At 45.7% G+C, this 24,240-nt stretch carries 18 protein-coding genes; 5 read left to right on the top strand and 13 right to left on the bottom strand.

All coding sequences use genetic code 11. The features are described from left to right. The first annotated feature begins 26 nt into the window (after positions 1–26). Positions 27–230: a hypothetical protein gene (locus tag CLV98_RS10140; RefSeq protein WP_109674200.1), complete on the top strand. Its 204-nt coding sequence runs from the start codon at positions 27–29 to the stop codon at positions 228–230. A gap of 92 nt (positions 231–322) precedes the next feature. On the opposite strand, the gene CLV98_RS10135 is transcribed toward CLV98_RS10140, so the two are convergent. The 9 genes from CLV98_RS10135 to CLV98_RS10095 all read right to left on the bottom strand — a co-directional run bounded on the left by CLV98_RS10135 (position 323) and on the right by CLV98_RS10095 (position 13,728). Continuing rightward, the gene (locus CLV98_RS10135; RefSeq protein ID WP_109674199.1) at positions 323–736 is read right to left on the bottom strand and encodes a Dabb family protein; all 414 of its coding nucleotides are present in this window, start codon (positions 734–736) and stop codon (positions 323–325) included. A 24-nt stretch (positions 737–760) separates the two neighbouring features. Then, entirely contained in the window at positions 761–1,309 is a 549-nt protein-coding gene (locus CLV98_RS10130) for a DUF1697 domain-containing protein (RefSeq protein ID WP_109674198.1), read from the bottom strand. Positions 1,310–1,568: 259 nt separating this feature from the next. Then, positions 1,569–2,615: a DUF6807 domain-containing protein gene (locus CLV98_RS10125; RefSeq protein ID WP_229203307.1), complete on the bottom strand. Its 1,047-nt coding sequence runs from the start codon at positions 2,613–2,615 to the stop codon at positions 1,569–1,571. Positions 2,616–2,748: 133 nt separating this feature from the next. After that, positions 2,749–4,089, bottom strand: coding sequence for a Gfo/Idh/MocA family protein (locus tag CLV98_RS10120; RefSeq protein WP_109674197.1), 1,341 nt, complete (start codon positions 4,087–4,089; stop codon positions 2,749–2,751). Between the two features lie 50 nt (positions 4,090–4,139). Further along, entirely contained in the window at positions 4,140–5,510 is a 1,371-nt protein-coding gene (locus CLV98_RS10115) for a 3-keto-disaccharide hydrolase (protein ID WP_229203306.1), read from the bottom strand. 416 nt (positions 5,511–5,926) lie between these two features. Further along, complete coding sequence (locus tag CLV98_RS10110) at positions 5,927–7,603, bottom strand: RagB/SusD family nutrient uptake outer membrane protein (protein ID WP_109674195.1); 1,677 nt, start codon at positions 7,601–7,603, stop codon at positions 5,927–5,929. Positions 7,604–7,635: 32 nt separating this feature from the next. Next, complete coding sequence (locus tag CLV98_RS10105; protein ID WP_229203305.1) at positions 7,636–10,725, bottom strand: SusC/RagA family TonB-linked outer membrane protein; 3,090 nt, start codon at positions 10,723–10,725, stop codon at positions 7,636–7,638. 276 nt (positions 10,726–11,001) lie between these two features. After that, the gene (locus CLV98_RS10100) at positions 11,002–13,197 is read right to left on the bottom strand and encodes a polysaccharide lyase family 8 super-sandwich domain-containing protein (RefSeq protein WP_109674193.1); all 2,196 of its coding nucleotides are present in this window, start codon (positions 13,195–13,197) and stop codon (positions 11,002–11,004) included. A 150-nt stretch (positions 13,198–13,347) separates the two neighbouring features. Beyond that, entirely contained in the window at positions 13,348–13,728 is a 381-nt protein-coding gene (locus tag CLV98_RS10095; protein ID WP_109674192.1) for a hypothetical protein, read from the bottom strand. Between the two features lie 370 nt (positions 13,729–14,098). On the opposite strand from CLV98_RS10095, the gene alaS reads away from it, so the two are divergent. Both alaS and CLV98_RS10085 read left to right on the top strand, forming a co-directional pair. Further along, entirely contained in the window at positions 14,099–16,744 is a 2,646-nt protein-coding gene (gene alaS, locus CLV98_RS10090; protein ID WP_109674191.1) for an alanine--tRNA ligase, read from the top strand. Between the two features lie 583 nt (positions 16,745–17,327). Then, on the top strand, positions 17,328–18,251 hold the full coding sequence (locus tag CLV98_RS10085) for a hydrogen peroxide-inducible genes activator (protein ID WP_109674190.1): 924 nt from the start codon (positions 17,328–17,330) through the stop codon (positions 18,249–18,251). Positions 18,252–18,267: 16 nt separating this feature from the next. Here CLV98_RS10085 and CLV98_RS10080 read toward each other — a convergent pair whose 3' ends face one another. The 3 genes from CLV98_RS10080 to CLV98_RS10070 form a co-directional block, all read right to left on the bottom strand. Further along, the gene (locus CLV98_RS10080) at positions 18,268–19,986 is read right to left on the bottom strand and encodes a DNA polymerase/3'-5' exonuclease PolX (protein ID WP_109674189.1); all 1,719 of its coding nucleotides are present in this window, start codon (positions 19,984–19,986) and stop codon (positions 18,268–18,270) included. A 288-nt stretch (positions 19,987–20,274) separates the two neighbouring features. Then, the gene (locus CLV98_RS10075) at positions 20,275–21,228 is read right to left on the bottom strand and encodes a 3-keto-disaccharide hydrolase (RefSeq protein WP_109674188.1); all 954 of its coding nucleotides are present in this window, start codon (positions 21,226–21,228) and stop codon (positions 20,275–20,277) included. Between the two features lie 88 nt (positions 21,229–21,316). Continuing rightward, positions 21,317–21,889: a DUF4142 domain-containing protein gene (locus CLV98_RS10070; protein ID WP_229203304.1), complete on the bottom strand. Its 573-nt coding sequence runs from the start codon at positions 21,887–21,889 to the stop codon at positions 21,317–21,319. 290 nt (positions 21,890–22,179) lie between these two features. Between CLV98_RS10070 and CLV98_RS10065 the strand changes: the two genes are divergently transcribed. Together CLV98_RS10065 and CLV98_RS10060 are read left to right on the top strand one after the other, a co-directional pair. Beyond that, positions 22,180–22,653 carry a ferritin-like domain-containing protein gene (locus CLV98_RS10065; protein ID WP_109674187.1) on the top strand — a complete coding sequence of 158 codons (474 nt, stop codon included), beginning with the start codon at positions 22,180–22,182 and terminating at the stop codon, positions 22,651–22,653. 107 nt (positions 22,654–22,760) lie between these two features. Next, complete coding sequence (locus tag CLV98_RS10060) at positions 22,761–23,168, top strand: NAD(P)H-dependent oxidoreductase (RefSeq protein WP_211320009.1); 408 nt, start codon at positions 22,761–22,763, stop codon at positions 23,166–23,168. Positions 23,169–23,235: 67 nt separating this feature from the next. Here CLV98_RS10060 and CLV98_RS10055 read toward each other — a convergent pair whose 3' ends face one another. After that, on the bottom strand, positions 23,236–24,210 hold the full coding sequence (locus CLV98_RS10055) for an alpha/beta hydrolase (protein ID WP_109674185.1): 975 nt from the start codon (positions 24,208–24,210) through the stop codon (positions 23,236–23,238). Between the last annotated feature and the right edge of the window lie 30 nt (positions 24,211–24,240).

Raw genomic sequence — 24,240 nt, 5'->3', positions numbered from 1 at the left:
TTCACTAGCACAAAACAGTAGAAAATATGCAATCCAACAAAAAAGATAAGCATGTAGAAGGTGGCAAACCGACGACTATGAACCGGTCCAATTCCGAAAAGCATGAAGACGACACGGATATGCCGCTACGTAAAAACCTAAAGGAAGCCGCAGAAAAGGCCGAAAAAGACAACCAGAATAATAAGAAGGGGTATAATGAGAAACCACCCGAAAAGTCGACTGAGGAATAAGATAAAAAAATGTTTCAGCCGTTTTCCGAACCTTTATAGCTTATCTCAGTCTGGTATATTCGAAAACCAGACTGAGATAGGTGCTGGCTATTTTAAGACACCTTTTTGGGCCCAACAGAATCGTATATGACTACTTTCTCCCATAAATGGCTGTAGTCTTCTACAAATTTTAAATGAATAGGGTCCGATTGATATAACTCTTGTTCTATGATATTTTTAAAGAAACACATCCACGAGAAAGAATAATCTTTTACGATTACGGGACGACTCGTAGAAGCTGGAGTGCCAATATGCACATATTGGATGGTCTTTACCTTCGCCAATTTGTGGAGGCCTTCCAGCAGTTTGGCTGCATCTTGGGCATTATTTTTATCCTTCAAATAAAACAATACATGATGAATAAAAAGCTCCTTGTTTTTATCGGGCGCTAAAACTTCGGGAGAGGCTACGGCAAGAGAGGCCAAGCTTGCCTTTTGCAAAAACTTCCGACGTGAGGACTGGTTCATAAGTTAGGTATATATAATTGAAAGTTATTCGGTATCCTTGGCCATTTCCACGAGCTTAAGCACCGTTTTCCAGTTTCTAGTGGTGGCCTTTACGTTTAATTTTTTTTCAAAATAGTTATTATTCAGCTTTGTTTTTCCATAGCCCCCGAGCACCTTTAAATAAATACAATGCTGGGCCAGCTCAAAATGATCCGTGCAGCCACTTGGTAGCGCCAAAGAGTCGGACAGGACGCCATCGGGTGTTCTTGCAAGAAAAGTCACATAGAGTTTCTCAATTTCGACTGGTTCTTGATTCAGATATGTATTCCCAGCCGCAATCTGTCGTAACCCACTGGCCGACACGACTATCACTGGTACTTCCATCCCAAAGCCTTCGGCTATTCCCTTCATGATTCTTGTTTCGAGCTGGCTAGTATCACCTTCTTCTGCACCAAAAACCACATTGCCACTTTGAATATAAGTTTGAACATCCCTATAGCCCATCGATAAAAACAGACGCTTTAGTTCGTCCATTTTTATAATATTCTTACCACTAACATTAATACCTCTTAAGATGGCGATGTACTGGGTCATTGTAAAGTAGGCTCGTTGAAAGAAGATAACTAAGGCTAAAACAGCTAGCTATTCCGACAAAATTAAAGGAAGCAATGGAATTTCCACCATGATATAGTGAAGAGAAAGAATTATTCTACCTTGGGAAGATTAGGGCTCGAAACTAGAATGGCGATCCCCGGCAAGCCCAGAGATACTACTGAACCCAAACATAAAAACGGGCAGGTGCCACCTCTGCGATGGTCACACTGCCCGTATCATTCATCCACAAATAGAAGCTTTATTTGGTGCCAGCGAACTTGGTGGCTTCCGCATTCAGAGCGGCATCGGAAAGATGTTCCGAAGCTACCACCATCCGATACCTAAAGGTAGTGGATGAGCCATTTTTAAGTACAAAATTCAGCACCTCTTTCCCATCACTAAAGGCCTTTTGTCCTAAGGGGTTGATGGCGAATAGGCCGTATCCTCTTGCATGAAAATAGGCAGGATATCCCACATTTTTAGGATGGTCTATAATCGCTACGCTAATAGGCTCAGATTTTATTTCACCTGTCAAATTACACCACACGGCTCTTTTGCCCCATACGTCTTCACCCTCTACCCCATTGCTATTCCGATAATTTCCGGTAATTCCTTCGTTATTAAGGCTAGGAACCTTCGTAGCAATGCCGGAAGCATCTGTAAAAATCTCAGGCTTTTTGGAGGGGAGCTCTAGCTCACGAGCCACGCGTATCGCAAACATCCCATCTTTAATATCGGGCATGGCCACATCGCCATTAACGGCGGTTAGTGTGGTAGCACGGTCCATCACCCTCTTATTACCCTTCCCACTAAAGGTGTAGGTAGTAACTTCTTTTAAGGTAAGTTTTCCATTTTTATCGACCCAGTCGGCAGTAACGACCAGCTCGCCCTTACCTTTCTTACTTTTCATGGACGTGATTCCGGTATGAATAATGGTGCCATAGGCCCTTTTGGCATGGTCTACCGCGTCGGAATTGTTCCAATAGTCATTCCCATTCACATCTTCATAGTTCAACCATACACCTACGTGGTGCGGATGATCCACTCTTTCTCCCGGCCTTGGGTCCAGCGGCCATCCTCTGGTGACCAAGGTACCTTGCGGACTGTATACTGGATACAGCACCGCCTTTTTTAACTTATCCTCTCCTGGATAAAAGTAGTTGGTAAAAACCTTTCCGTCGATCATGACCTCCACCTTTTTCTCTGAATCCTTTTTATTAAACGTTACTTTTTGCGCAAAGGAAGTTCCAGCGGCGCAAAGGAGGGATAAAGAACCCAAAATAAATTTGTTGGTTGCTATTTTCACAATAGATATATTTTTACATGAATAACCTGTATATGCAGCTATTATGGCTTTCGACTCCTGGTAGCCACTATTACGAATACGGCAAGCACTTACTCTTAAGCGCTTGCCGTAAATTCAACGATATATTTAGCTATTAACTCGCTATAATCTCCTTTTTCTTAGGATCCCAAGTTACCTTCTTGCCTGTATGCAGGGCAGTGGTAGCCATAATATTCGCCACGGAGTGGTTAAATCCTACTCTTGCTGGAGCGTTGGTTTCCTTACGGCTACGGATACACTCCATCCAGTTGAGCATATGCAAAGAAGTCATCGGATCGGAACCTGTATTGGCATCCGTTTCAATTTTCGCTGATTCGGACAAGGACATTTTCGGGAGTAAATTCTCCTTCATATTCATGGCTCCTGCTTCTTTGGCTCTTAAGCCACCCTCTGGGGTAATTTCGTTGGTATCCAGATTGATCATCCCGGCATTAGAGTAATAGTACTCTTTTACTCCCCCTGCCGAATTATTGAAGCGAGACGAATAAATAACCTGAAAGCCCTTGTCTTGCTGATCGAAAGGACCATAATCGAATGCAGCTGTAAACGTATCGGCATTGGTACGTCCATCTTTCCAGGTATATACCCCCCCATTGGCCACCACACTACGAGGTGCGTCTAGTCCTGAGAACCAGTGTACGGTATCAATTTGGTGGGCCATCCACTGTCCAGGAATACCCGACGAATAGGGGTAGAACAAGCGATATTCCAGATAATAACGTGGATTCCATGCCACCTTCGGGCGATTCATCAAGAAACGGTCCCAGTCAGTATCTTCTTTACGTATCTGAGAAACCAACTCGGGGCGTCTCCAACGACCAGGTTGGTTGACGTTCCAGGTCATTTCGACGGTTGTGATATCGCCAAACTTTCCAGAGTTAATAAATTCATTTGCTGCATGGTAGTTGGGAGCACTTCTGCGTTGTGAGCCCACCTGCACGATCTGCTTGGAGGCTTCCACAGCCGCAATAGCCGCCTTACCATCGGCAAGAGACTCCGCGAAGGGCTTTTCGACATATACATCACGACCAGAACGAACGGCTTCAGCACACATTAAGGCATGTTGAAAATCGGCAGTACTAATAATAACCGCATCTACATCCTTCCTGCCGAGCAGTTCATCATTATTTTTGGCCTGAACGAAGTCCTTAGCGGCATAGTCTTTTCCTTTCATATAAGCAGCCGCTTCTTCCCTTCTGCGGCTCCAAATATCGGAAACACCCATAAACTCAAAGTTCATTTTTTTGGCATGCCCACCAAAGCTAGGAGCCAAAGAGCTCCGGAAACGATCGGAGAAACCAATGATTCCGACCCGTACTCGGTCATTAGCTCCCAAAATACGACGGTAACTAGAAGCACTAAAGGCATTGGAGCCTAAAGCCACACCAGCGGTAGCCAAAGCGGCGTTCTTTATAAAATCTCTTCTGTTCGACATAATCAATCATTAAATTAGTTATACTTTATTCAGTCAATAATAACCTAATACTAGTTTGCTGCTTTTACTTTCAAATTGCGGTAGTGAACCAAATCATGATGATCTTGCAATACAAGATATCCTTCCTTTGCCAAACCGAAGCCTTCGTGTTTAGCATATTTGGAACGTGCCACCAAAGCTTTATAAATGGCCGAGCCACGCTCATAGGCTACTACCAGCTGTCCATTCAGAAAATGCTGAACCGTACCATCGGCATGGGCCACGATTCGCCCTTTGTTCCATTCTCCAATTTTATGAATAGAGTTATTGGGTTTCTCAGCAGGAATAAGATCGTACAAGGAAGCCAGAGTACGGTTACCTACCACACCCATCTTGGCATCTGGATGTACTTTATCGTCCAAAATCTGATATTCCAGGCCAAGAGCGCCGTGAGATTCGGGATTGGTGGCGTCTGGCACAAAATATTTGATACCACTATTCGCACCTTCGGTAAGTTTAAACTCGAATTGGAATTCGAACACGGGTCCAAATTTCACTTTAGTAGCCAAGTCGCCTCCGGGCTCCCCTTCTTTCGATTTCATGATGGTGATCGTTCCATCCTCCACCTTCCACCGATTGGCCGGAATGCTGCTGCTGTTATAACCCGTCCACTGATCCATCGACTTGCCATCGAATAAGGAGGTCCAACCCAGGTTTTTCTCCGCTATAGAAAGGTCGTTAACCAAAAAGTTTTCGATACGGTTGTTGGTAAGCGGACTAGGTGTAAGGTTAGTAGTCTTAATACGGATATTCTTCCATTTCACCTGAGTACCAGCGCGCTCCTGGTCCTTGCCTATCCCATGTACCTGTAGGCATATGAATCCTTTTAGCGTAAGGTCGTCTACGATATGAGCTACAGGAATACCATTTACAAAGGTGCGGATATCCGGCCCTATCGCCTCTATCCTATATTTATTCCATTGGTTCCTACGAAATGCCTTCTTTCCCTCAGGGTTAAGATCGCCGGGATACAACCATCCTCTGCGTGCCTCATCGTAAATACCACCTGCCCAGCCACGATCCGACGGGTCTATTTCCATTTGATAACCATGTACCCGACCATTATTATAATCGGCTTTAGAAAGGCTTCTAAACTGAATTCCTGAGTTCAGCTTATTGTCTACCATTACATCGCACTCAAAAATAAAGTCGCCATAGTCCTTTTCTGTCGTCAAAAAAGAATTGGGAGTGTCCATCACCGACGTGCCCACGATGGTCCCATCTACTACTTCATACTTGGCCTTGCCGTTCAACTGCTTCCAACCTGTCAGATCTTTCCCGTTAAACAAGGATTGCCATCCTTTTTCAGTACCCTGTGCCTGAATGGTAATATTGGCTCCCAATATTACAAGCAAGGACAATGCAACAACTTTTATTTTCATTCCGACGATTTGTTAGATTATAATTAAAATAATGTCAAAAAAAATCAGCTCATAGTGAAGCCTCAACCCTATAACGAAATCTATACAGGTATACCCTTACAAAATGGATAAAGGCTAAGCATTTTTTAATTAAATTTTAAAATGAAATAGAACAAAAAAAATATGTTTCAAGTTAAAGAAAAGCCTTAGGACCAAACCCGCTCAGTTGAGTCCTATATTACTTAGCCAATAAGCACCTAACGCCGTATCAACTCAGCCACCTGGCCTTTTCGTGCCCACCACCTACTTGCTGAGTAGCCGGAAATCTTCCCTATGGACGATTTGACCCGTCCAAAAGGCCAATTAGCTCCCCTTGAATTATAAGAAAAAGTCCATCGATGCTTCGATGGACTTTTTCTTGCCGTTAATTTATAATGCTAATAACCAGTATTCTGTGGGAATGCCGAGGCTCCACCTTCTACCCGGTCGATCTGATTTTGAGGGATCGGACGCAGCACATGGAAATCCTGGATATTAGGAGCGGCTTGTGGGTTATACTTCTTAACCCTTTCTACCAAAAGCCCCCAACGTTTTAAGTCAAACCATCTTTTCTGCTCCCCTAATAACTCTCTTTCTCTCTCCTTGATAAGAAAATCCATGGTCATATCGGCAGCAGTAATCTCCATTTGATCCACCTTTCCGGGCCATGCCGCACGACGACGGACTATGTTGACGTTCTGGGTAGCCTCTGCAGTTTTACCCTGCTTTAACTGCGCCTCGGCTAACACCAAATAAGTTTCTGCTAGCCTGTACACGATATAGTCTCTGGTTCCTTCGAACTGCGTACGGTCGGCACGAGCCCCATCGATATGCTTACGCAAGGCGGGAAATACCCTTTCCGAATAGGCACTCGGCACCAACACTTGATAAGGCTTTTTGGCCATTTCTGCAGGGGACATTTCATAGCCTGGATCGAATATGGCCGTATCACCTAAGGCAAAGGTTACTTGAGCTTTCGACTTATCGAAAGTCGTATTAAAAACCCCGGGTTTGTTAGAATAATAAACATCCTTAAAGGTTTTATAGTACCGGCTATCCACCTGGCGATTCACAAACACTTCGTTCAAGGTGAATTCGGTAGGTCGGTACCGCTTAAATGGACGACCATTCACAACATCGCGCTGCATACCTGGAAGTACATCGTACTCCATCAAGAAAAACACATGGGAGTTGTTACCACCTCCGTTGGTGAGGGGATCGCCCGTGTATTGCACACTAAAGATAACCTCATCGTTTTTCTCATTCCCTTGTTGGTGTACCTGGGCAAAATCCGACACCAGCTTAATTCCGTAATTATTGATTACGTTTTTGGCCAAAGTTTCGGCTTTCGAGTAGTCGTCGGCTGCCTTGGCTTCAGAAGTAGCTTTTGTAAGATATATGATCGATAGCATATTCTCGGCCACTGCCTTTGTTACACGTCCATAGTCCGACGAGCGGGCCTTATCCTCCAAGTCGGGGATGGCCTCTTCGATATCCTTAGTAATGGCGGCATACATTTCCGCAATAGAGGCTCTAGTCGCTGCCTTAGTAGGGGCAACGGTCTCGGTAAGCCGAAGGTCCACCCCGCCGTAAGTTTGCGTCAAAATGAAGTAGTAGTGGGCACGTAGTACCTTTACTTCTGCTACACGCTGTTTTCTTACGCTCTCAGATAAACCTTCCACGGCAACCGAACGTTCTATAACGGCATTGGCAGCGTTGATACCCTGATAAAGCAGGTCCCAAACTTCACGGGCATGAGCAGAGCGCGCATCGAAACCTCCATCGTAAGTATTGATAAATTTATGGCTACCATCTGCTCCATTTTGATAAGTATCCGTTCCGAAGATGGTAAAGTTATTCCCTCTTTCGGTTCCGTACCAGTCGCGTAAAGTCGAATAAACCGCATTGACCCCGTCATTGAAGCCGGTCGGCGTATTCAAATAATTGTTACCAATTCCAGATACTACTTCTTCATCCAATACGCTTACGCTACAGGACTGCCCAAACATTAGCACCGCGCTTAGTATTCCTATTTTTAAGAATCGAAATTGATTCCTTCTAAAATTTATATTCATAATATTCTATATTTTCTAATGTCCCAGACCAATTAAAATTTAGCATTTAATCCAAAGGTAATCACGGTCGTTGCCGGCGATAGATCCGAACCAATTCCCTGAGTCGTGTTACTCGCCCCATTGTCAAGCTCCACTTCTGGATCTATCCCTTTGTATTGGGAACGGTATTTCGACCAGATTTTGGGCTGTTGAATGCTCGAAAACACTCTTAGGCTTTTCATCTTAAGCTTCTCGGCAAGGGACACCGGCACATTGTACCCGATGTTAATATTCCTGATTTTCAAGAAGGAACCGTCAAAATAGCGTAATGTAGAGCTATACCGAGGTGACTCCTGGTTTTCATTTGGACGCGGGAACTCATTGGTAGGATTATCTGGCGTCCAATAGTCGATGTCCAAGTTATTGTATCGTCCGGCCAAAGAGTTGTTTCCTTGGTGGAAGCTACTGATAATTTGCTGTCCGGCACGAGCATAAAGGAAAAACGAGAGATCAATTCCTTTAAAAGAAAGGCGATTGGTAACACCAGCCACGAAATTCGGCACTGCAGAACCTAGGATCTGACGATCGTCGGCATTAATGATTCCATCATTATTGACATCTTCAATTTTGATTTCACCCACTTTACTCTGATACTGGGTGGCCAGGTCTTCCTCATCGCTTTGCCAGATACCAATTTTACGGTAGTCAAAAATCACAGACAGGGGCTCACCAATAAAACGTCCGGCGGCTACATCATCCACCTTACCATTGGCCAAGGAAATGATACGTTCGTTATTCTTGGTAAACATGATATCGGTACTCCAGCGGAAGTCGCCCTTATCTACGTTAATTGTCGACAACGAAAGCTCTATCCCACGGTTCTCGGTTTCACCAATATTGGTGGTGAACCCGCCAAAGCCGGTAGAGTTAGGCAAGGGCTGTGGGGCCAACAAGTCGGAGGTTCTGGTGATATAGTACTCAATCGCACCAGAGATACGGCCATTCAGGAAACTAAAGTCCAATCCAGCATTGGCAGTAGAAGACGTCTCCCAGCGAAGGTCAGGATTTCCGATGGTACCAGGACGGTAGCCAAAGGCGGCTGAATTGTCCCAAGCATAAGAGGTACGACCCAGCAATGGCTGCGTTTGATAAGGATCGATGGCCTGATTACCCGTAGACCCGTAGCTAAGTCTTAATTTCAACATGTCGAGGAAGCGAACGTCACGCAAAAAGTCTTCCGACGATATGTTCCAACCTAAAGCCAAGGATGGGAAGTAGCCAAACTTGTTATTGGCACCAAACACCGATGATCCATCCGCACGAAGCGTCGCAGTAAGCAGGTATTTCTCCTTGAAATCGTAATTGATCCTGGCCATATAAGATAGCAGTGCCCATTCTTCTAGAGAAGTCCCTACGCCTGTTACCTGGCTGGCACTCCCTAAGTTGTAAAACTGTTGAGATTCGGCAGGTATTCCATTCACACCTATTCCTGCTCTCTCCTCAGTATCTTTCTGATAGGATTGTAGCAAGGTCACGTTCAGGTTATGAGTCGAGTTAAATTGCTTCGAATAAGTCAAGATATTTTCGACCGTGTAGTTGAAGTGAAACTTGTTCTCGGTGTTACCAGCCGCAGGAGCACCACGTCGTGCATTGGTCTGGCTACCAAAGAAGCGTCCATACCGATCGATCTCGAAGTCGGGACCAAAGTTAAACCTATATTTCAGTCCCTTAAGGATATCTACTTCGGCATACAAGCTATTAAATATCCGGTAAGTTTTCCTTTCATTAATAACGGCCCCAGGAACTATCTCTGCTAGCGGGTTGGTACGAAGGCCATCCTGAGTAGGCAAGAAAATCAAATTGCCCTCATCGTCGTAAGGCTTACCCAACGGGTTTTCTGCCAAAGCTCCTCCAAGTGGGTTGAATTCCTCACCATTACGAATACTATACACACCCAAGGTAGATGTTCCGATCCGAACCCGGTTGTTAATTTTATGGTCTAAATTGATCCGGAAGGTATTTCTGTTAAAATCCTGATTTTTAACGACCCCTTTGTCTTTAAAGAAATTGGCAGAAATATTAAATATAGTCTTCTCGCTACCACCCGAAACCGCTACCTGGTGACTTTGAATGACCCCTGTCCGGAGCAATGCCGCTGGATAATCGGTACTTCTACCCAACCGAATAGACTCTAGCTCAACGGGCTCAAAGATAGCCGCATCGGCCGCATCGGTCGCTGGCCCGGCAGGATAATGCCCCCCCGTACGGCGCGACTCCCGCTTGTATTCGGCAAACTCTGCTCCGTTCATCACATCGATCCTTCCTAAGGATTTACTAACCCCAGCATAGGTATCTACGCTCACGATGGTCTCCCCTACTTTACCTCTTTTTGTAGATATAATAACTACCCCGTTGGCTCCTCTGGAACCATAGATAGCGGTAGAGGACGCATCTTTCAAAACTTCCATGGAGGCAATATCATTGGGGTTGATATCGTCGATACCACCCGCCAATGGAATTCCATCGACCACATAAAGTGGGTCGTTGCTGGCATTGAAAGAACGACGTCCACGAATACGAATTTGAGGCGCTGACCCTGGCTTACTACCTGCCTGGTTCACATCCACCCCTGCCGCTCTTCCTTGCAAGGCTTGGCGGGCATTGGTTACGGGCAGCTCGCCGATCTCCTTAGCGCCTACCGACGATATAGCACCAGTCAACTGGCTTTTCTTCTGAGTACCATACCCTACTACCACTACTTCACCAAGCGTTTTCTGGTCAATAGCTAGTTTAATACTCACATTGCTTTTATTGCCTACGGTAACTTCTTGGGTCATAAACCCCACCGACGAAAATACCAGTATTGCATTCTCATCATTGACATTTAAAGTGTATTTTCCGTCAACATCGGTAATGGTACCGGTACTCGTATTCTTAATCATTACACTAACTCCAGGAATAGGAGTGCCATCTTCCACGCTTACAACGGTCCCATTCACCGTCTTTTCCGACGATATTTCAGAAACAGATGCAATTCCACTCTTTTCGAAGGATGATGCATGGACAAAGCTCGGAACACCCAGACTGAATGTAAAAACTCCCCCCAATAAGATCATCCTTATTTTTGTAAAGCCTCTCTTCATTTGTCGATATGGTTAAATTTAAAAGTATTTAAGTACCATTATGACGAATAAAAAATAAAACACCCTACCTATTTTTAATTTTTTTCTTAATATAGTCTAATATACTAAATCCGTTCAAATCCATGAAAACCACTCTAAATTCCCCTTAATCTGCTATTTAACATTCTTTTTAGGAAAAAATTTGACCAATAATTTTTTAAGGGAAGACAAGAAATAATTGGGTGCCCCTTACGATAGGGCTCCTGGGGAGTCAATATCTGTAGGCTATTGGAATAATTAACGGCCTAGATCGACCGTTAGGCTGGAGCCAGCATGGGCTCCTTCAGGAAGGGATACCGACAAGATACTCGAACGAATAATAGGGTCCCATCGAACTTCCACCTGAGGGTCGGCCACTTGATATGAACCATTCAAGGCTATTTGAATCGACTCTAATTGCGTGGTTGGATCGGCCACAGTGATAGAGGTAATGTCTTTCCCTTGCAGCTGAAGCATGAGTAAGCAGGGTTTTTCTACCCTAATCTCCAGATCATGATGCTTCAATTCGCCGGGAGTATAAAAGATGGCTTGTAATAATTGAAGCTTTTTGTGCCATACTGCCTGAAGCTCCCCATCGTTATGGACCGTTTCTAACACCGGCTCCGCCTCGTATACGCTCCACGCTGCTTCATCCACATCCGGAACCACCACATATTCATACCCTTCATCGCTGGGCTGAATGCCATGGTCTAGCCATAGAGAAAAAACATCCATTTTGACAGTTGAACGATCATACCGAAGTTGGTGGTTGATTCTCCGCCAATTACCTGTAGTGGAGGTATTTTTAAGTTGCACCGACCTAGGAACGGGAAAAATATAACCAACCCGGTCGTGCCATACACCTTCCACCTCCGTCAAATCATGAATTCCTTGGCGCAGCAAACTATCCTTACTAAATCGCCCTTTTACACGCACAGGTCCCTTTAGTAAGGATTGGTTTAGGGTTGTAGCCACCGGAAAGCTCGAAGTGGAAGTAATGCTCGTGCCTAGGCACATATATTCTTTATCGAAAAAGAACCACGATTTTTTAGCTTTTAAGGGATCATGAACACTTTCAAAATCGAAGACCACTACACCATAGCGACCGTCGGTAAGGCCTCCGGCAAATTCCCGCTTTCCTCTTTTAGCTATTTCTTTCCAATGTGGTAGCTCAGGCTTTTGAACGACCGTAGTGCCGGGCACCTTTTGCCAGTCCCATACCGGAAATATTTCGCTATACTCTGTCCCTTGCACCGAAATAAAGTTACTCCCATCGCCCAAATGATGGTTAAGTATTCCCTCATCATTATGAGGTTGCTCTATATTACTGGCCCTATCGGAATGGATCCGTACAGACGTAAAATAATTGCTCCGTTGATGGGAGTAATAATGTGAATGCCAAAAATAGGCATCCTTGGGTTCAAAAACGACAGGTTCTTCCCTCCTACTTTGGACAATAACCTGCAGTTCTGCGTTCCGGTAGGGGCTTGCTTTTATTAAATTTCCGGCCATGTCGTCCCCTACCCGACTCAGGGCCCAAGCCCTGGTTATTTCTCGATTCAGCGCACCTGGGTCGGGATATTTCCCATACACCATGGATTGACAGATCCCATCTAAAAAATAATCGACCACCAATTGGGTTGCTTTTTCTGGTAGCTGAAAGGAAGTGCCGGCGGTTTTGGCCGCCCAATAGCTGTAGGATTTAGCAAAGCCAACCCCATAAGCGAGGGTAGAGATGACGCGGTCGGTCCTATGCTGAAAACTCATATCGGCCTGTAACCCTCGGCCCGTAGAGACGGTGATCTCCCGTCCCATCAGGCCCATGATATTTCCAAATTCTTCTTCGTTTCGGTAGTAGAGGGCTTGTTTGGCTCTCATGGCTGCTATTTGGAGCAAATCACCGCCCGGTCGGGCTCCAAACGCCGCCATATTGGCCCGTCCTGCTATATACATCCCTTTTTCAGATTGTTTCGGACTCAAGTCCTCATCCATCATCAACAGCAGGTCTATCATTCGACCCGGAGTACCCATTTCATTCCACCACCAATTTTCACAAATAAAATCGTTGGCAAGCCAAAAATCTAAAGATTTCAATACAGCCTTTTTCAGTTTTTTCTTGTTGACCGTTGCCCCTTGGCGATAGGCCCTGGCCAAGGTCAGCATATGGTCCAGGTGACGGCTATGGTCGAAACCTGTTCTTGAAAGATCGGCATAGTCGATATCGGGCCAGGTTCCATCGGGCCGCAAGGCCTTCAATAGCGCCGTCGCCTGTGGTAGGTCTACTGCTTCGGCTATCAAATCGGCCTGGACTTGGGACCTTACTTTTTCTAACTCCGCATGGGTGGCCCCCATTCCTATTACCACCGGTACCGAGGGGTGCTGCTTATCGACATCTACGCCCTGACCTAGACAAATGCCTGTACTAATGATCAAACAAAATATAAACTGGTACATGATTTCGGTTTTACAGATAGAAGTCAAAAATGTTGCCTAACCAAGCCCAATAGGTCTACGCCAGATGCCCTTTGAGCCATACTAGAGAGATGGAGGCGATCCTCGATAATGCCCAAACGTATGTCAATTCCTGTAGGCCTACGAGTTTTTTTATACAAATAATGTATAGGTAAGTATTAAGAATAAGATAGCCAGTACAATGGCAATTAATATTCCCTCCCAGCCTATTCGAGAGGAAGGTACAATATGGCTGGGCTGGGCGCTTTCCCGTTCCGTCCTATTCTCTAAAGTACTCTTTATTCTACCCCAAAGGGTATGGGCATCTTGTTGAGAGATTGAGTCAATCCTAGGATCGGCGGCCCTCAGCACCAAGCTACGCGCCGTATGTATCGTGGCCTGCATATCTGGGTTTTTACGCTGCCACCCCTCCCAAAAAGCATTGATAGACGGGTCGTCCGGGAATCGGATCCACCTGATGAACAGCTTTTCCATTGCAAGCTCCTCCGCCGTATACTCGGAATAAGGTTTCATTTCTATCACATTAGGAAGTTTTTCTTTAATAATGCTACATCTACATGGAGATGAATGTAGGACTGGTCTTTGAGCCAGACAACTATAAAATAGTAAAGAGAGGGTATTAATTTTTATACTCCCCATCTTAGAGAATATGGTCATCGAAACCGCCATTAACCCGGGTACATCGCGCCGGACCGACTAATAGTGACTGGTTTAGTGCTTTTCAAAAAAAACATAAGCCCTCTCTTTTTGAGGAGCAAAAAGGCTCAGAACAAATTACCAAATCCAATACGATCAATTTTTACTACCTTTGCGGCAATTTTATGTTGTTATATTTTTTTGGGACTTCGTTCCATTAAGGCAAATCCAATCGTAAACAATTCGCATGAATTCGCAACAAATACGTCAGGCCTATTTAGATTTCTTTAAGAGCAAAGAGCACCTTATCGTACCCTCGGCCCCTTTGGTGGCCAAAAATGATCCTACCCTCATGTTTAACAATTCGGGTATGGCGCAGTTCAAAGACTTTTTCTTAGGAAACGGGACCCCACCGGCCCGACGGATCGCCGATACTCAAAAATGCCTTAGGGTGTCGGGTAAACATAACGACTTGGAAGATGTCGGCTTCGACACCTATCACCATACCATGTTCGAAATGCTAGGAAACTGGTCATTTGGCGATTATTTCAAAAAAGAAGCCATTACATGGGCATGGGAACTACTCACCACCATATATAAACTCCCCAAAGATCGCCTCTACGTTTCGGTATACGAGGGAGACCCTAAAGACGGAGTACCTTTTGACCAAGAGGCATGGGACCTGTGGAAGCCTATAGTAGGCGAGGATAGGATCATCTTAGGGAATAAAAAAGACAACTTCTGGGAAATGGGAGATACAGGCCCCTGTGGCCCCTGCTCCGAAATCCATATAGATCTTAGGCCCGAATCGGAAGTCCAGGCGGTTTCTGGAAAATCGTTGGTCAACCAGGACCACCCGCAGGTTGTGGAAATATGGAACCTGGTCTTTATGCAATTCGAAAGAAAGGCCGACGGAAGTCTGCTCCCATTGCCAGCTACTCATGTAGATACCGGTATGGGCTTCGAGCGACTGTGCATGGCCGTTCAGCAGAAAACATCTAATTACGACACGGATGTGTTCCAACCTACCATAGGGTTGCTTGAGCAGATGTCGGGCAAGACCTACGGCCAGCAGACCTATCCCGACATCGCGATGCGGGTCATTTCGGATCATATCAGGGCAGTAGCCTTTGCTATTGCCGATGGCCAACTACCGGCCAATGCCAAGGCGGGCTACGTGATCCGCAGGATACTTCGCCGTGCCGTTCGGTACGGATACTCTTACCTTGGGCTTCAGGAACCCTTCTTTCATAGCCTGATCCCTCTGATCTCCGCTCAGTTCGAGACGGTATTCCCAGAACTTAAGGCACAGGAGACCTTCGTCACCAAGGTGATCTTAGAGGAAGAGAAGAGTTTCTTACGAACGCTGGCTTCAGGACTCAAACGCCTCGACGTGATGATGGCCAAGCAACAACAAGATGGGCTTAACACCATTCCTGGTCCTGACGTTTTTGAGCTAAGCGACACCTTTGGGTTCCCTGTGGACCTCACCGCACTCATAGCCAGGGAGAAAGGACTGCAAATCGACGAACAAGGATTTAACGACGCCCTGGCCCAACAAAAGAACCGTTCTCGCAAGGATGCGGCCAAAGAGGCCACCGACTGGGTAGAGTTGCGAGAGACAGAGGACTTCGAATTCCTAGGATACGACTTCGAAGAAACCCATAGCCATATCGTCAAATATAGGAAGGTAAAAACCAAAGGTGGAATAGAATACCATATCGTATTGGACCGCAGCCCGTTCTATGCTGAAATGGGGGGACAAGTAGGTGACACGGGGCATTTAACTGGAGAAATTGACAACGAGCCATTCAAAATTTCTATTGTCGACACCAAAAAAGAGAATGATCTCTTCGTCCATATTTCTAAGGATAAGGATTTGGAAGTGATATTGCAAAATGCAGGTGTAGTGACTGCGCAGATCGACAGTGACCGTCGGGCGCGAATTAAGGCCAACCACTCGGCCACCCACCTCATGCTGTCCGCTATGAAAGAGGTACTCGGCTCGCATATCGTCCAGAAGGGGTCCTTCCTCAACGATCAGGTTCTCCGATTCGACTTCTCTCATTTTGCTAAAATGTCAGAGGCTGAAATGAAAGCCGTCGAAGACCGGGTAAACGAAAAAATCAGGGAGAACATCGCCCTCGACGAAAGGAACAATGTCCCCATACAAGAGGCCCTCGACTTAGGTGCTACGGCTACCTTTGGTGAAAAATATGGGGATTTTGTCCGTCTAATTATTTTCGACAAAGACTACTCTTTCGAGCTTTGCGGGGGGACCCATGTGCCCGCGACAGGCGAGATCGGTCTTTTCAAATTTGTTTCCGAGGGATCTGTATCGGCCGGAGTACGCCGTGTGGAGGCCGTCACCGGCGACAAGGCCCTACAAATGATGCGGGAGCAAGAAGACAAATTGAACCAAATAAAGGAGCTTCTCAAGAACCCTACAGACTTGGTGAAAGCAGTTGAAAATTTACTAGAAGAACGCAGCAGCCTGCAAAAGCAAGTGGCAGCACTTCAAAACGAAAAATTACAAACTGTAAAAGCCGATCTTATTGCTGGCCTTGAAAAGCACCGAGCCTTTAGCTTGATAGTAGCTAAGGTAGAAATCCCCTCTGCCGATGCCCTAAAGCAACTTTCGTTCGAACTAAAGGATCAAATAGAAAACTTAATTGTGGTACTCGGGGCTGTGATTAATGATAAGCCACAACTCTCGGTATATATCGCCGAAAGCCTGGTTAAGGAAGCTAACCTCCATGCAGGTAAGATCGTCAAAGAGCTTGCCCGGGAAATAAAAGGAGGTGGCGGTGGCCAACCTTTCTTTGCAACAGCGGGCGGTTCCGATGCCTCAGGATTAGAAACAGCCTTGGAAAAGGCCAAAGACCTATTCTAGAGCTTAACGCTTACAAGCAGGTACGCATCATGAAGAAAGGGAGCAGCCAGTTAGGTTGCTCCCTTTGCAGTTCAAGTGTGCATACAAGTGTCCAATATATTGTTAATGCATTAAAGACACATCGTTTTCAAATGTATTTCAACCCAATTTGCCAATCCTTTACTAACAGAAATTGGGCAAATTATGACACACCTTTATGTATAAAAATAGTACCTCATTCTCCCACACAAGAACATAAAAATCACATAAATAACTCATAATCAGTATTTTATTATTTCATATTGAAAATTATATATAATTCACACCTAAAAATTCATGCCCCATTTTACCCCAATTTGACGCATTAATGCGCATGAACACCACTCAAAACTGTGGATCCCATGATGAAGTGCTCCGGTGGCGCCTGGCAGGGTCTGGTTAAATGCCTCCACTCCACTGGGGTAAAAATTTGAAGGACTGATCGCGTCATGGCGAATGTTTATAACTTTGTCCCCTCATCGATGGCCATGAGCACAGATAGATCGTTTAAGCACAGTTAAAACTTCAGGTCAACATTAAAATTCGACAGGACTAGCCTTTTCTCATGAACATACAACAACTGGAATACATCATTGCGGTAGACAATCACCGACATTTCGTTCAAGCAGCTACGCACTGCCACGTGACGCAGCCTACCCTTTCCATGATGATCAGAAAACTGGAAGATGAATTACAGGTAAAAATATTTGACCGTACCAAGCAACCCATCGTACCCACAGGAATAGGCCGTAAAATTATAGATCAGGCGAAGGTGATTCTCCGAGAGTCGGGGCAGCTACACGAAATCGCTCGTTTTTATAATGGGGATTTGTCAGGGGAGCTAAGGATCGGAGTCATTCCCACTATCGCACCTTATTTGCTACCATTTTTCGTTCAGCCCTTCATCCAACAGTACCCCGAAATAAAGCTGCATATTTCGGAGATGATCACGGATCGAATTTTAGCAGAACTTAAAATGGGCAATCTGGATGTGGGCATCGTCGCTACAAACCCTGAAGATGATGCTTTAACTGAAATCCCCTTATATGCCGAACGTTTTTATGTTTATACCTCCGAAGACACGGCTCTTTTTAATAAGCAGTACATATTACCATCCGATATAGAGCCAAATCAATTATGGCTTTTAGAGGAAGGCCATTGCTTTAGGACCCAAATCCAAAGGCTCTGTGAAATCAGTCGAAATAGTAGTTTCGGCCATAGTTTTAACTATCGGTCGGGAAGCATAGAAACGCTTATGCGAATGGTAGACCGGAATGGTGGGCTCACCATTCTTCCAGAACTGGCCCTGCACGACCTTAGCGAAGAAAGAAGACTTAAGATTAGGCGATTCCAGTCACCAGAACCCCAAAGGCAGGTAAGCCTGGTATTCAATCGAGAACAGGTCAAATCCCGCCTGATCGACGCTTTAAAGATGGGGATTATGGATGCCATTCCCCAGTCAGCAGAAAAGCAGAGCCAGCAGTCCTAAACTACTGGCCCCACGATCACCCCCTTTTTGAGGCCTTTTCTTTAAGATACGCTTCCATTTGTCCTAAAGAAAAGGCATTAAAGGTCCGCTCCAAGGTAAGCCCCCCTTTCCTGGCCACTTCCACGCCATAATGCATATCGAAATAGCCAGCCATGGCGTGAGCATCTGGATTGATACTTAGCAATACCCCTTGGTCCATACAGTACCGAATCCAGCGCCAGTCTAAGTCGAGGCGCCATGGAGACGCATTGATCTCTACCACTACACCATGCTTGGCACAGGCATCAATGATGACCCGGTGGTCGAGCGGGTAACCTAGACGGGTTAGGAGCAACCGCCCCGTAGGATGGCCCAACACGGTGGTATACGGATTTTCTACCGCCTTCAGCACACGTTCGGTAGCCTTTTGGGCACTCATTGTAAGGTTGCTATGTACAGAGGCCACCACATAATCGAAGCTGGCCAACACTTGGTCGGGATAGTCCAATGAACCGTCGCCAAGTATATCCGACTCTATCCCCTTCAGTATCTTAAATGCAGGCAAAGCCTTGGCTTCGGCATAGCCTAGGTTGAGGCGATCAATTTCTTCATGCTGCCGTACCACATCTTCCTCCTTCAGCCCTTGGGCATAGGTGGCCGTTTGAGAATGGTCGGCTATCCCCAAATATTCAAAACCAAGTTCTTGACAATAGTCAGCCATCTGTTTGAGCGTATGCTGCCCATCGGAATAGGTACTGTGGTTATGAAGGATTCCTTTCAGTCCATCCCAGGTGACTAGCTGCTCTATCTGGTTTTTCTCCGACCACAAAAATGCCTCCCCTCCATCGCGCATTTCAGGTATTATATAGGGCAAGCCGGCAGATTCGTACAATTGTTGATCCGAAGCGACCGCTTCACCCAATGCCTTTTTCCTAAGAGTACCCCCTTCGGCTGTAGGATAAGCCAAATGTTCGGCTCCGGCACTTTCTAAGAACAGGGTGTTGACCATGCGCCCCGGGACCACATATACGATCTCTACCATGGTCGATATCGACTCCATCTTCCCCCTCCATACGAAGGGTGAGGACTCCTTCTCCATTTTTTGCAAGCTCCCCATTTCGTCCAGTACGTCCTGTAGCACCTTAGGACTCTCGGCCTCCACCAGTATAACTATGGAAGCTACCACCTCATTTTTTCTGCGCACATCTCCTGCCACTTCTACCCGCTCAAAATGCACCTTTAGCATTTCCATCAATCGGTCGGCGGCTTGCCTGCCTTTGTCCATTCTCAATTTTCCTTCCTGGCTCCTCACGAACGCCAGGGAATCTAAGATTTTTTGCTGGGTACTTCCCCCAAAGCCCTTCACCTTGGCCACCGACCCATTCAGACAGGCGAGCTCCAGCTCGTGCAAATTATCGATCCCTAGCTCCCTCCACAAAACAGCAATCTTTTTGGCGCCTATTCCTTTAATCTTAAACATGTCGAGTACCCCTGGTGGTGTCTTGGCCAGGAGCGTATCTAATTCGGCAAAGGTCCCTGTTTGAGCAATCTCTACGATTTTGGCCGCTGTGCTTTTTCCCACCCCCTGAAGTTTTGTAAGCTCTGCCGCCGTCATATCCTCTAGCGCTGCATCATTGAATTTGTCAAGGTAAAATGCAGCCACAGAATAGCCCTTTATTTTAAAAGGGTCTGCCTGATGTAACTCTAACAATTTGGCTGTGAGCTCCAGTACTTCTACTATTTCAGAATTTGTCATATTATTATTTAGTAAAGCTCCACCAAAACCATGGGTCGATGAAGGCTACATTGGTTTCTCAATAAAAAAACAGAAGTTCGGACGAATCCACCCAGTCTTTTCGTTACGAATTTCGCCGCATGCGGTCGTATTTGCAACTAACCCTTTCATTTATTTCCCAAGTCACAAATTATCCCCTAAGAAGTGAATACACCTAAAATGGTTTTCTGCGAGATTTGCTGGGCATAAAGCAAAAAAATCCCTCCTCAGTTTTTAGTTGAGGAGGGATCAATACGATATCGTTTAAGTTTACTTGGCAGGGGTAATCACAATGTTCCGGTACTCCACTGGGCCGTGGTCGCCTTGGATATAGAGTGGTCCTGGCTCGCCTTCATGGCTGTCCAACGCTCCACCCGTAATACCTGGGATTTCCTGGTTCGTTATTACCGTCTTGCCATTCGCTACAACGGTCACCATCCGGCCCACCAATGTAATATCGTAGGTGTTCCACTCTCCCGGCTCTCTAGCCGCCATTTCACTCGGCAATAAGAATCCGTAGATGGCCCCTAATTGATCTAGAGCAGGCTCCATTCCTTTGCTGTCGGTAACTTGTACTTCGTACCGGCCCCTAAGATATACTCCGCTGTTACTCCCTTTGGGAATCCGAAACTCTACATGCAATTTAAAATCGCCAAACTTTTGGTCGGTAACCAAATTAGAACCCGATTTTGGGCTGCGTAGGATTCCATCTTCGGCAATCCATTGATTCTCCCCTTCGGCATGCCATCCTTTCATGGAGTTACCACCAGTAAGTTTAATAGACTTACCCCAAGCAGGCATTTTGGTAGGCCTAAGGATGGGGGCTCTAACACCTACGAAAGTCTGCTTGTTTCCCTCGGGAGTAATAATGGTACCCGAAATTTTATCTCCATCTAAAGTACCTTCAAGTTTCAAATATTCGGTACCACGCTCCCACTGGGGCGGTATAGCGAAGCTAAATTTCCCTTCTTTAAAATGAACTTCGGAGATGGGCCGAGCACTTCCCGAAACGCTTACAAACTGACCTACCAGTGTTTTGACTCCGGAGTGACGTACCTCGAGCCACGATGGTGCGGGCTTGCCATCAACATCCACAGTAATATCCCACCGTCCTTCGATTGGTGCGGCTGCCTGTACGGCGCTATTAAAGGCCATAATAGTAAAAATAAACAGCAATAAGGACCTCAGGCCCTTATTGCTCAATTGGAAAATTTCCGCCTTCATTGGGTTTAGTTTAGTTATTTAATAAAAACGGAAATATACAGAGTTATTATTAATTTTTCTAATTAAATCGGTCCTTTACCGAAGTGTTTTACTTCACTTGTTCTTTCAATTTTTTAGCCATAGTCAGGTGGGATTCTAGGGTCGGAACTTTGCCCGCTGCCCAAGCCTTCACTTCAGGATCGTGGCTCTCTTCGGCGGCTTCTTTAAAGGCCTTTACATCTTCTTCATGATCGTCGACCATCAATGCCGCGTACGCTTCATCAAATTCCTTCCCATTTTTCATAGATAAGTCATCGAAATGCTTTTGCTTATCATCACTTAGCTGGGAGGGCAGCTGCAAGTTCTTCTCTTTAGCCAAGGCCTTAAGTTCCTCATTGGCCTTGCCGTGTTCTTGAGCCATTTTTTCTCCAAAGCTTTTAACATGTGGTGATAAGCCCCGCTCTTGGGCCAGTTCACCAAGTTTTACCTCCAGCATGCCACCATCGGCGGCCTCAACCACAAATTCACTATCGTCTTCCAAGGCGGTGTCATCGTGAATTTCTTCATTTCGCTCCTCTGCCATTTCAGCACTGTCTTTGTTTTGGGTTCCGTTACAGGCTGCTACAGCCAAAAAACAAGCTAGAATTGCTACATTGATTCCTATCTTTTTCATGGTGTTCATATCAATTAGGTTAAACATACCCCAAATGATAAAAAATATATACCAACCCCAGATACTACCATACAACTAGCTACTAATCAGCAATATATAATCAAACAACCTTATAAACACGTTTCCAAAGGCCTGTCCAGGAATGGAAACATATACGTCCCCAGCCTGTACCTATACGAGCGAATAACTGAGAAATTTAACCACAACTGGAGCGAAATTATACACGAATCATACCAAGGCATAAAACTTTTAAGAACTGAGGAAGTAACAAAATACCTCATAAACTTAACACAAACGCTATGGAAACGACCAATGAAAATCTGATAGAAGTATTAAATGACTTAATCAGAATTAATAATGACAGAACAGAAGGATACCTAAAGGCCATCGATGAGCTCGATAACATCGATGTAGATCTCAAAACAGTGTTCGAGAAAATGGCTGCTGATAGCCGTGATTACAAGCAGGAACTCAGCAGGGAGGTCGTGGCTCTGGGGGGCGAAGTGGCAACCGGAACCACCAATATGGGTAAGATATATCGGGTATGGATGGATGTAAAGGCGACATTTACAGGTACCGATCGCGAGGCGGTCCTCAACAGCTGCGAATATGGCGAGGACGCCGCACAAGAAGCCTATGAAGAGGCCTTAAAGTCCGACACCCCACTACCTGTAGATCTACGCCACCTCATCGGAAGGCAAAAAGCATCCTTGCTGGAAGCCCATAACCTGATCAAAAATTACCGTGATCTTCAAGAAGATATTAACGACTGATGATGCCTAAAACCTTTAACGGGTTAACGCTCCTATAAAATGGGGCTTAGAATAACAAAAGCTAGTCTTCAACTGATATGGGGACTAGCTTTTGCTATTTTTGTAAATTGCAATCATTTATCGCATGGGCCGACTGCCTCACCTTTATATACCCTATCTGGTGGACCGGCATGCCCGCAATCATGAAAGGGTATATTGATCGGGTATTTAGCTATGGGTTTGCTTACAGCTATCAAGGAGGGGTTCAGATGGGGCTACTCAAGGGCAAGAAAACAATAGTGGTGAATACCCATGGAAAATCGAAAAAGGAATACGGAGCCCTCGGCATGGATAAAGCCTTAAGCCTCACTTCCGACACCGGGGTCTATAGCTATTGTGGACTGGAAATGATTCAACATTTTTTCTTCGACCAGGCCGACAGAGCGACGCCAGAAACCATTCAAGCCTGGAAAAATGGGATTACCGAACTTTATCAGTCCCAGTTTCTGCCAACAAGAGTAGTCGAAGGCCATTAAATAAAAACACGGAGATGGACCTCAAAATGTGGAGTTCATCTCCGTATGGATCAATAAAATGCTATCATTAGCCCAGGTGCTTACGAAGCTCCGCCGCGGCAAGCGCAAAGCTCGACTCCACTGCAGGTATATGCGACAAGGCATTCAGCAATCCAAAGTCATGAATCATACCATTAAAACGAACGGTGGTTACAAGCACACCCGCTTCATTTAATTTGCGCCCATAAGCTTCAGCTTCGTCTCTCAAAACATCGTTTTCGGCAGTAATAATCAAGGCTGGAGGCAGTCCCTGTAGTTGCTCGGTGCTGGCACGTAATGGAGCCGCATATATCGACGCCCTTTCGGCAGCATCCGTAGTATATTGGTCGTACATCCATTTCATTAGAGATGTCGTAAGAAATCGGTCTTCACCAAATTGCTGATACGAGGCCGTTTCAAAATTGGAGTCGACGATTGGCCAGAACAACACTTGAAGGCTAATCTTGGGCCCGCCTTTTTCCTTGGCCATCAGGGTGGTGACCGTGCCCATATTACCTCCCACGCTATTTCCAACTATGGCCAGTCTGGAGCCGTCCACATTGATGTCGTCCCCATGCTCGGCCACCCAGGAGGTAGCGGCATATATCTCGTTAATAGCCTGAGGAAAAAGTGCCTCTGGAGAAGGGGTATAGTCTACAAATATGGCTACATAGCCCGACTGTACGACCAAATCGCGTACCATACGCTGGTGGGTAGGAAAGTCTCCCAAAATCCACCCTCCACCATGTATAAACATAAAGGCAGGAAGTGCTTCGCTCTGCCCGGCGGGTCGCACGATATGGAGTTTCACCTGGTAGCCCTGGCTTTCTATCACCCGCTCACTCGTATCCACACCCGACAAATCGACCGGAATAGAGGCCTGGGCCCCTATTAGCACTTGTCTGGCCTCCTCTTTTGACAAGGTTTCTAAGGCCGTACCTCCAGCATTGAGGGCCTCCAAGAATTTTTTTGTTTCGGATTCAATCCGTTCGTCATTTCTAAAATTAACAATGGTCGTTTTCATAATATTGAGATTGGTTATATAACAAAGGGA

The sequence above is a fragment of the Dyadobacter jejuensis genome (genome assembly GCF_003149085.1).
Taxonomy (GTDB): domain Bacteria; phylum Bacteroidota; class Bacteroidia; order Cytophagales; family Spirosomataceae; genus Dyadobacter; species Dyadobacter jejuensis.
The sequence above is the reverse complement of the archived record's forward strand: the minus strand, read 5'-3'. Positions and strand labels throughout refer to the sequence as shown.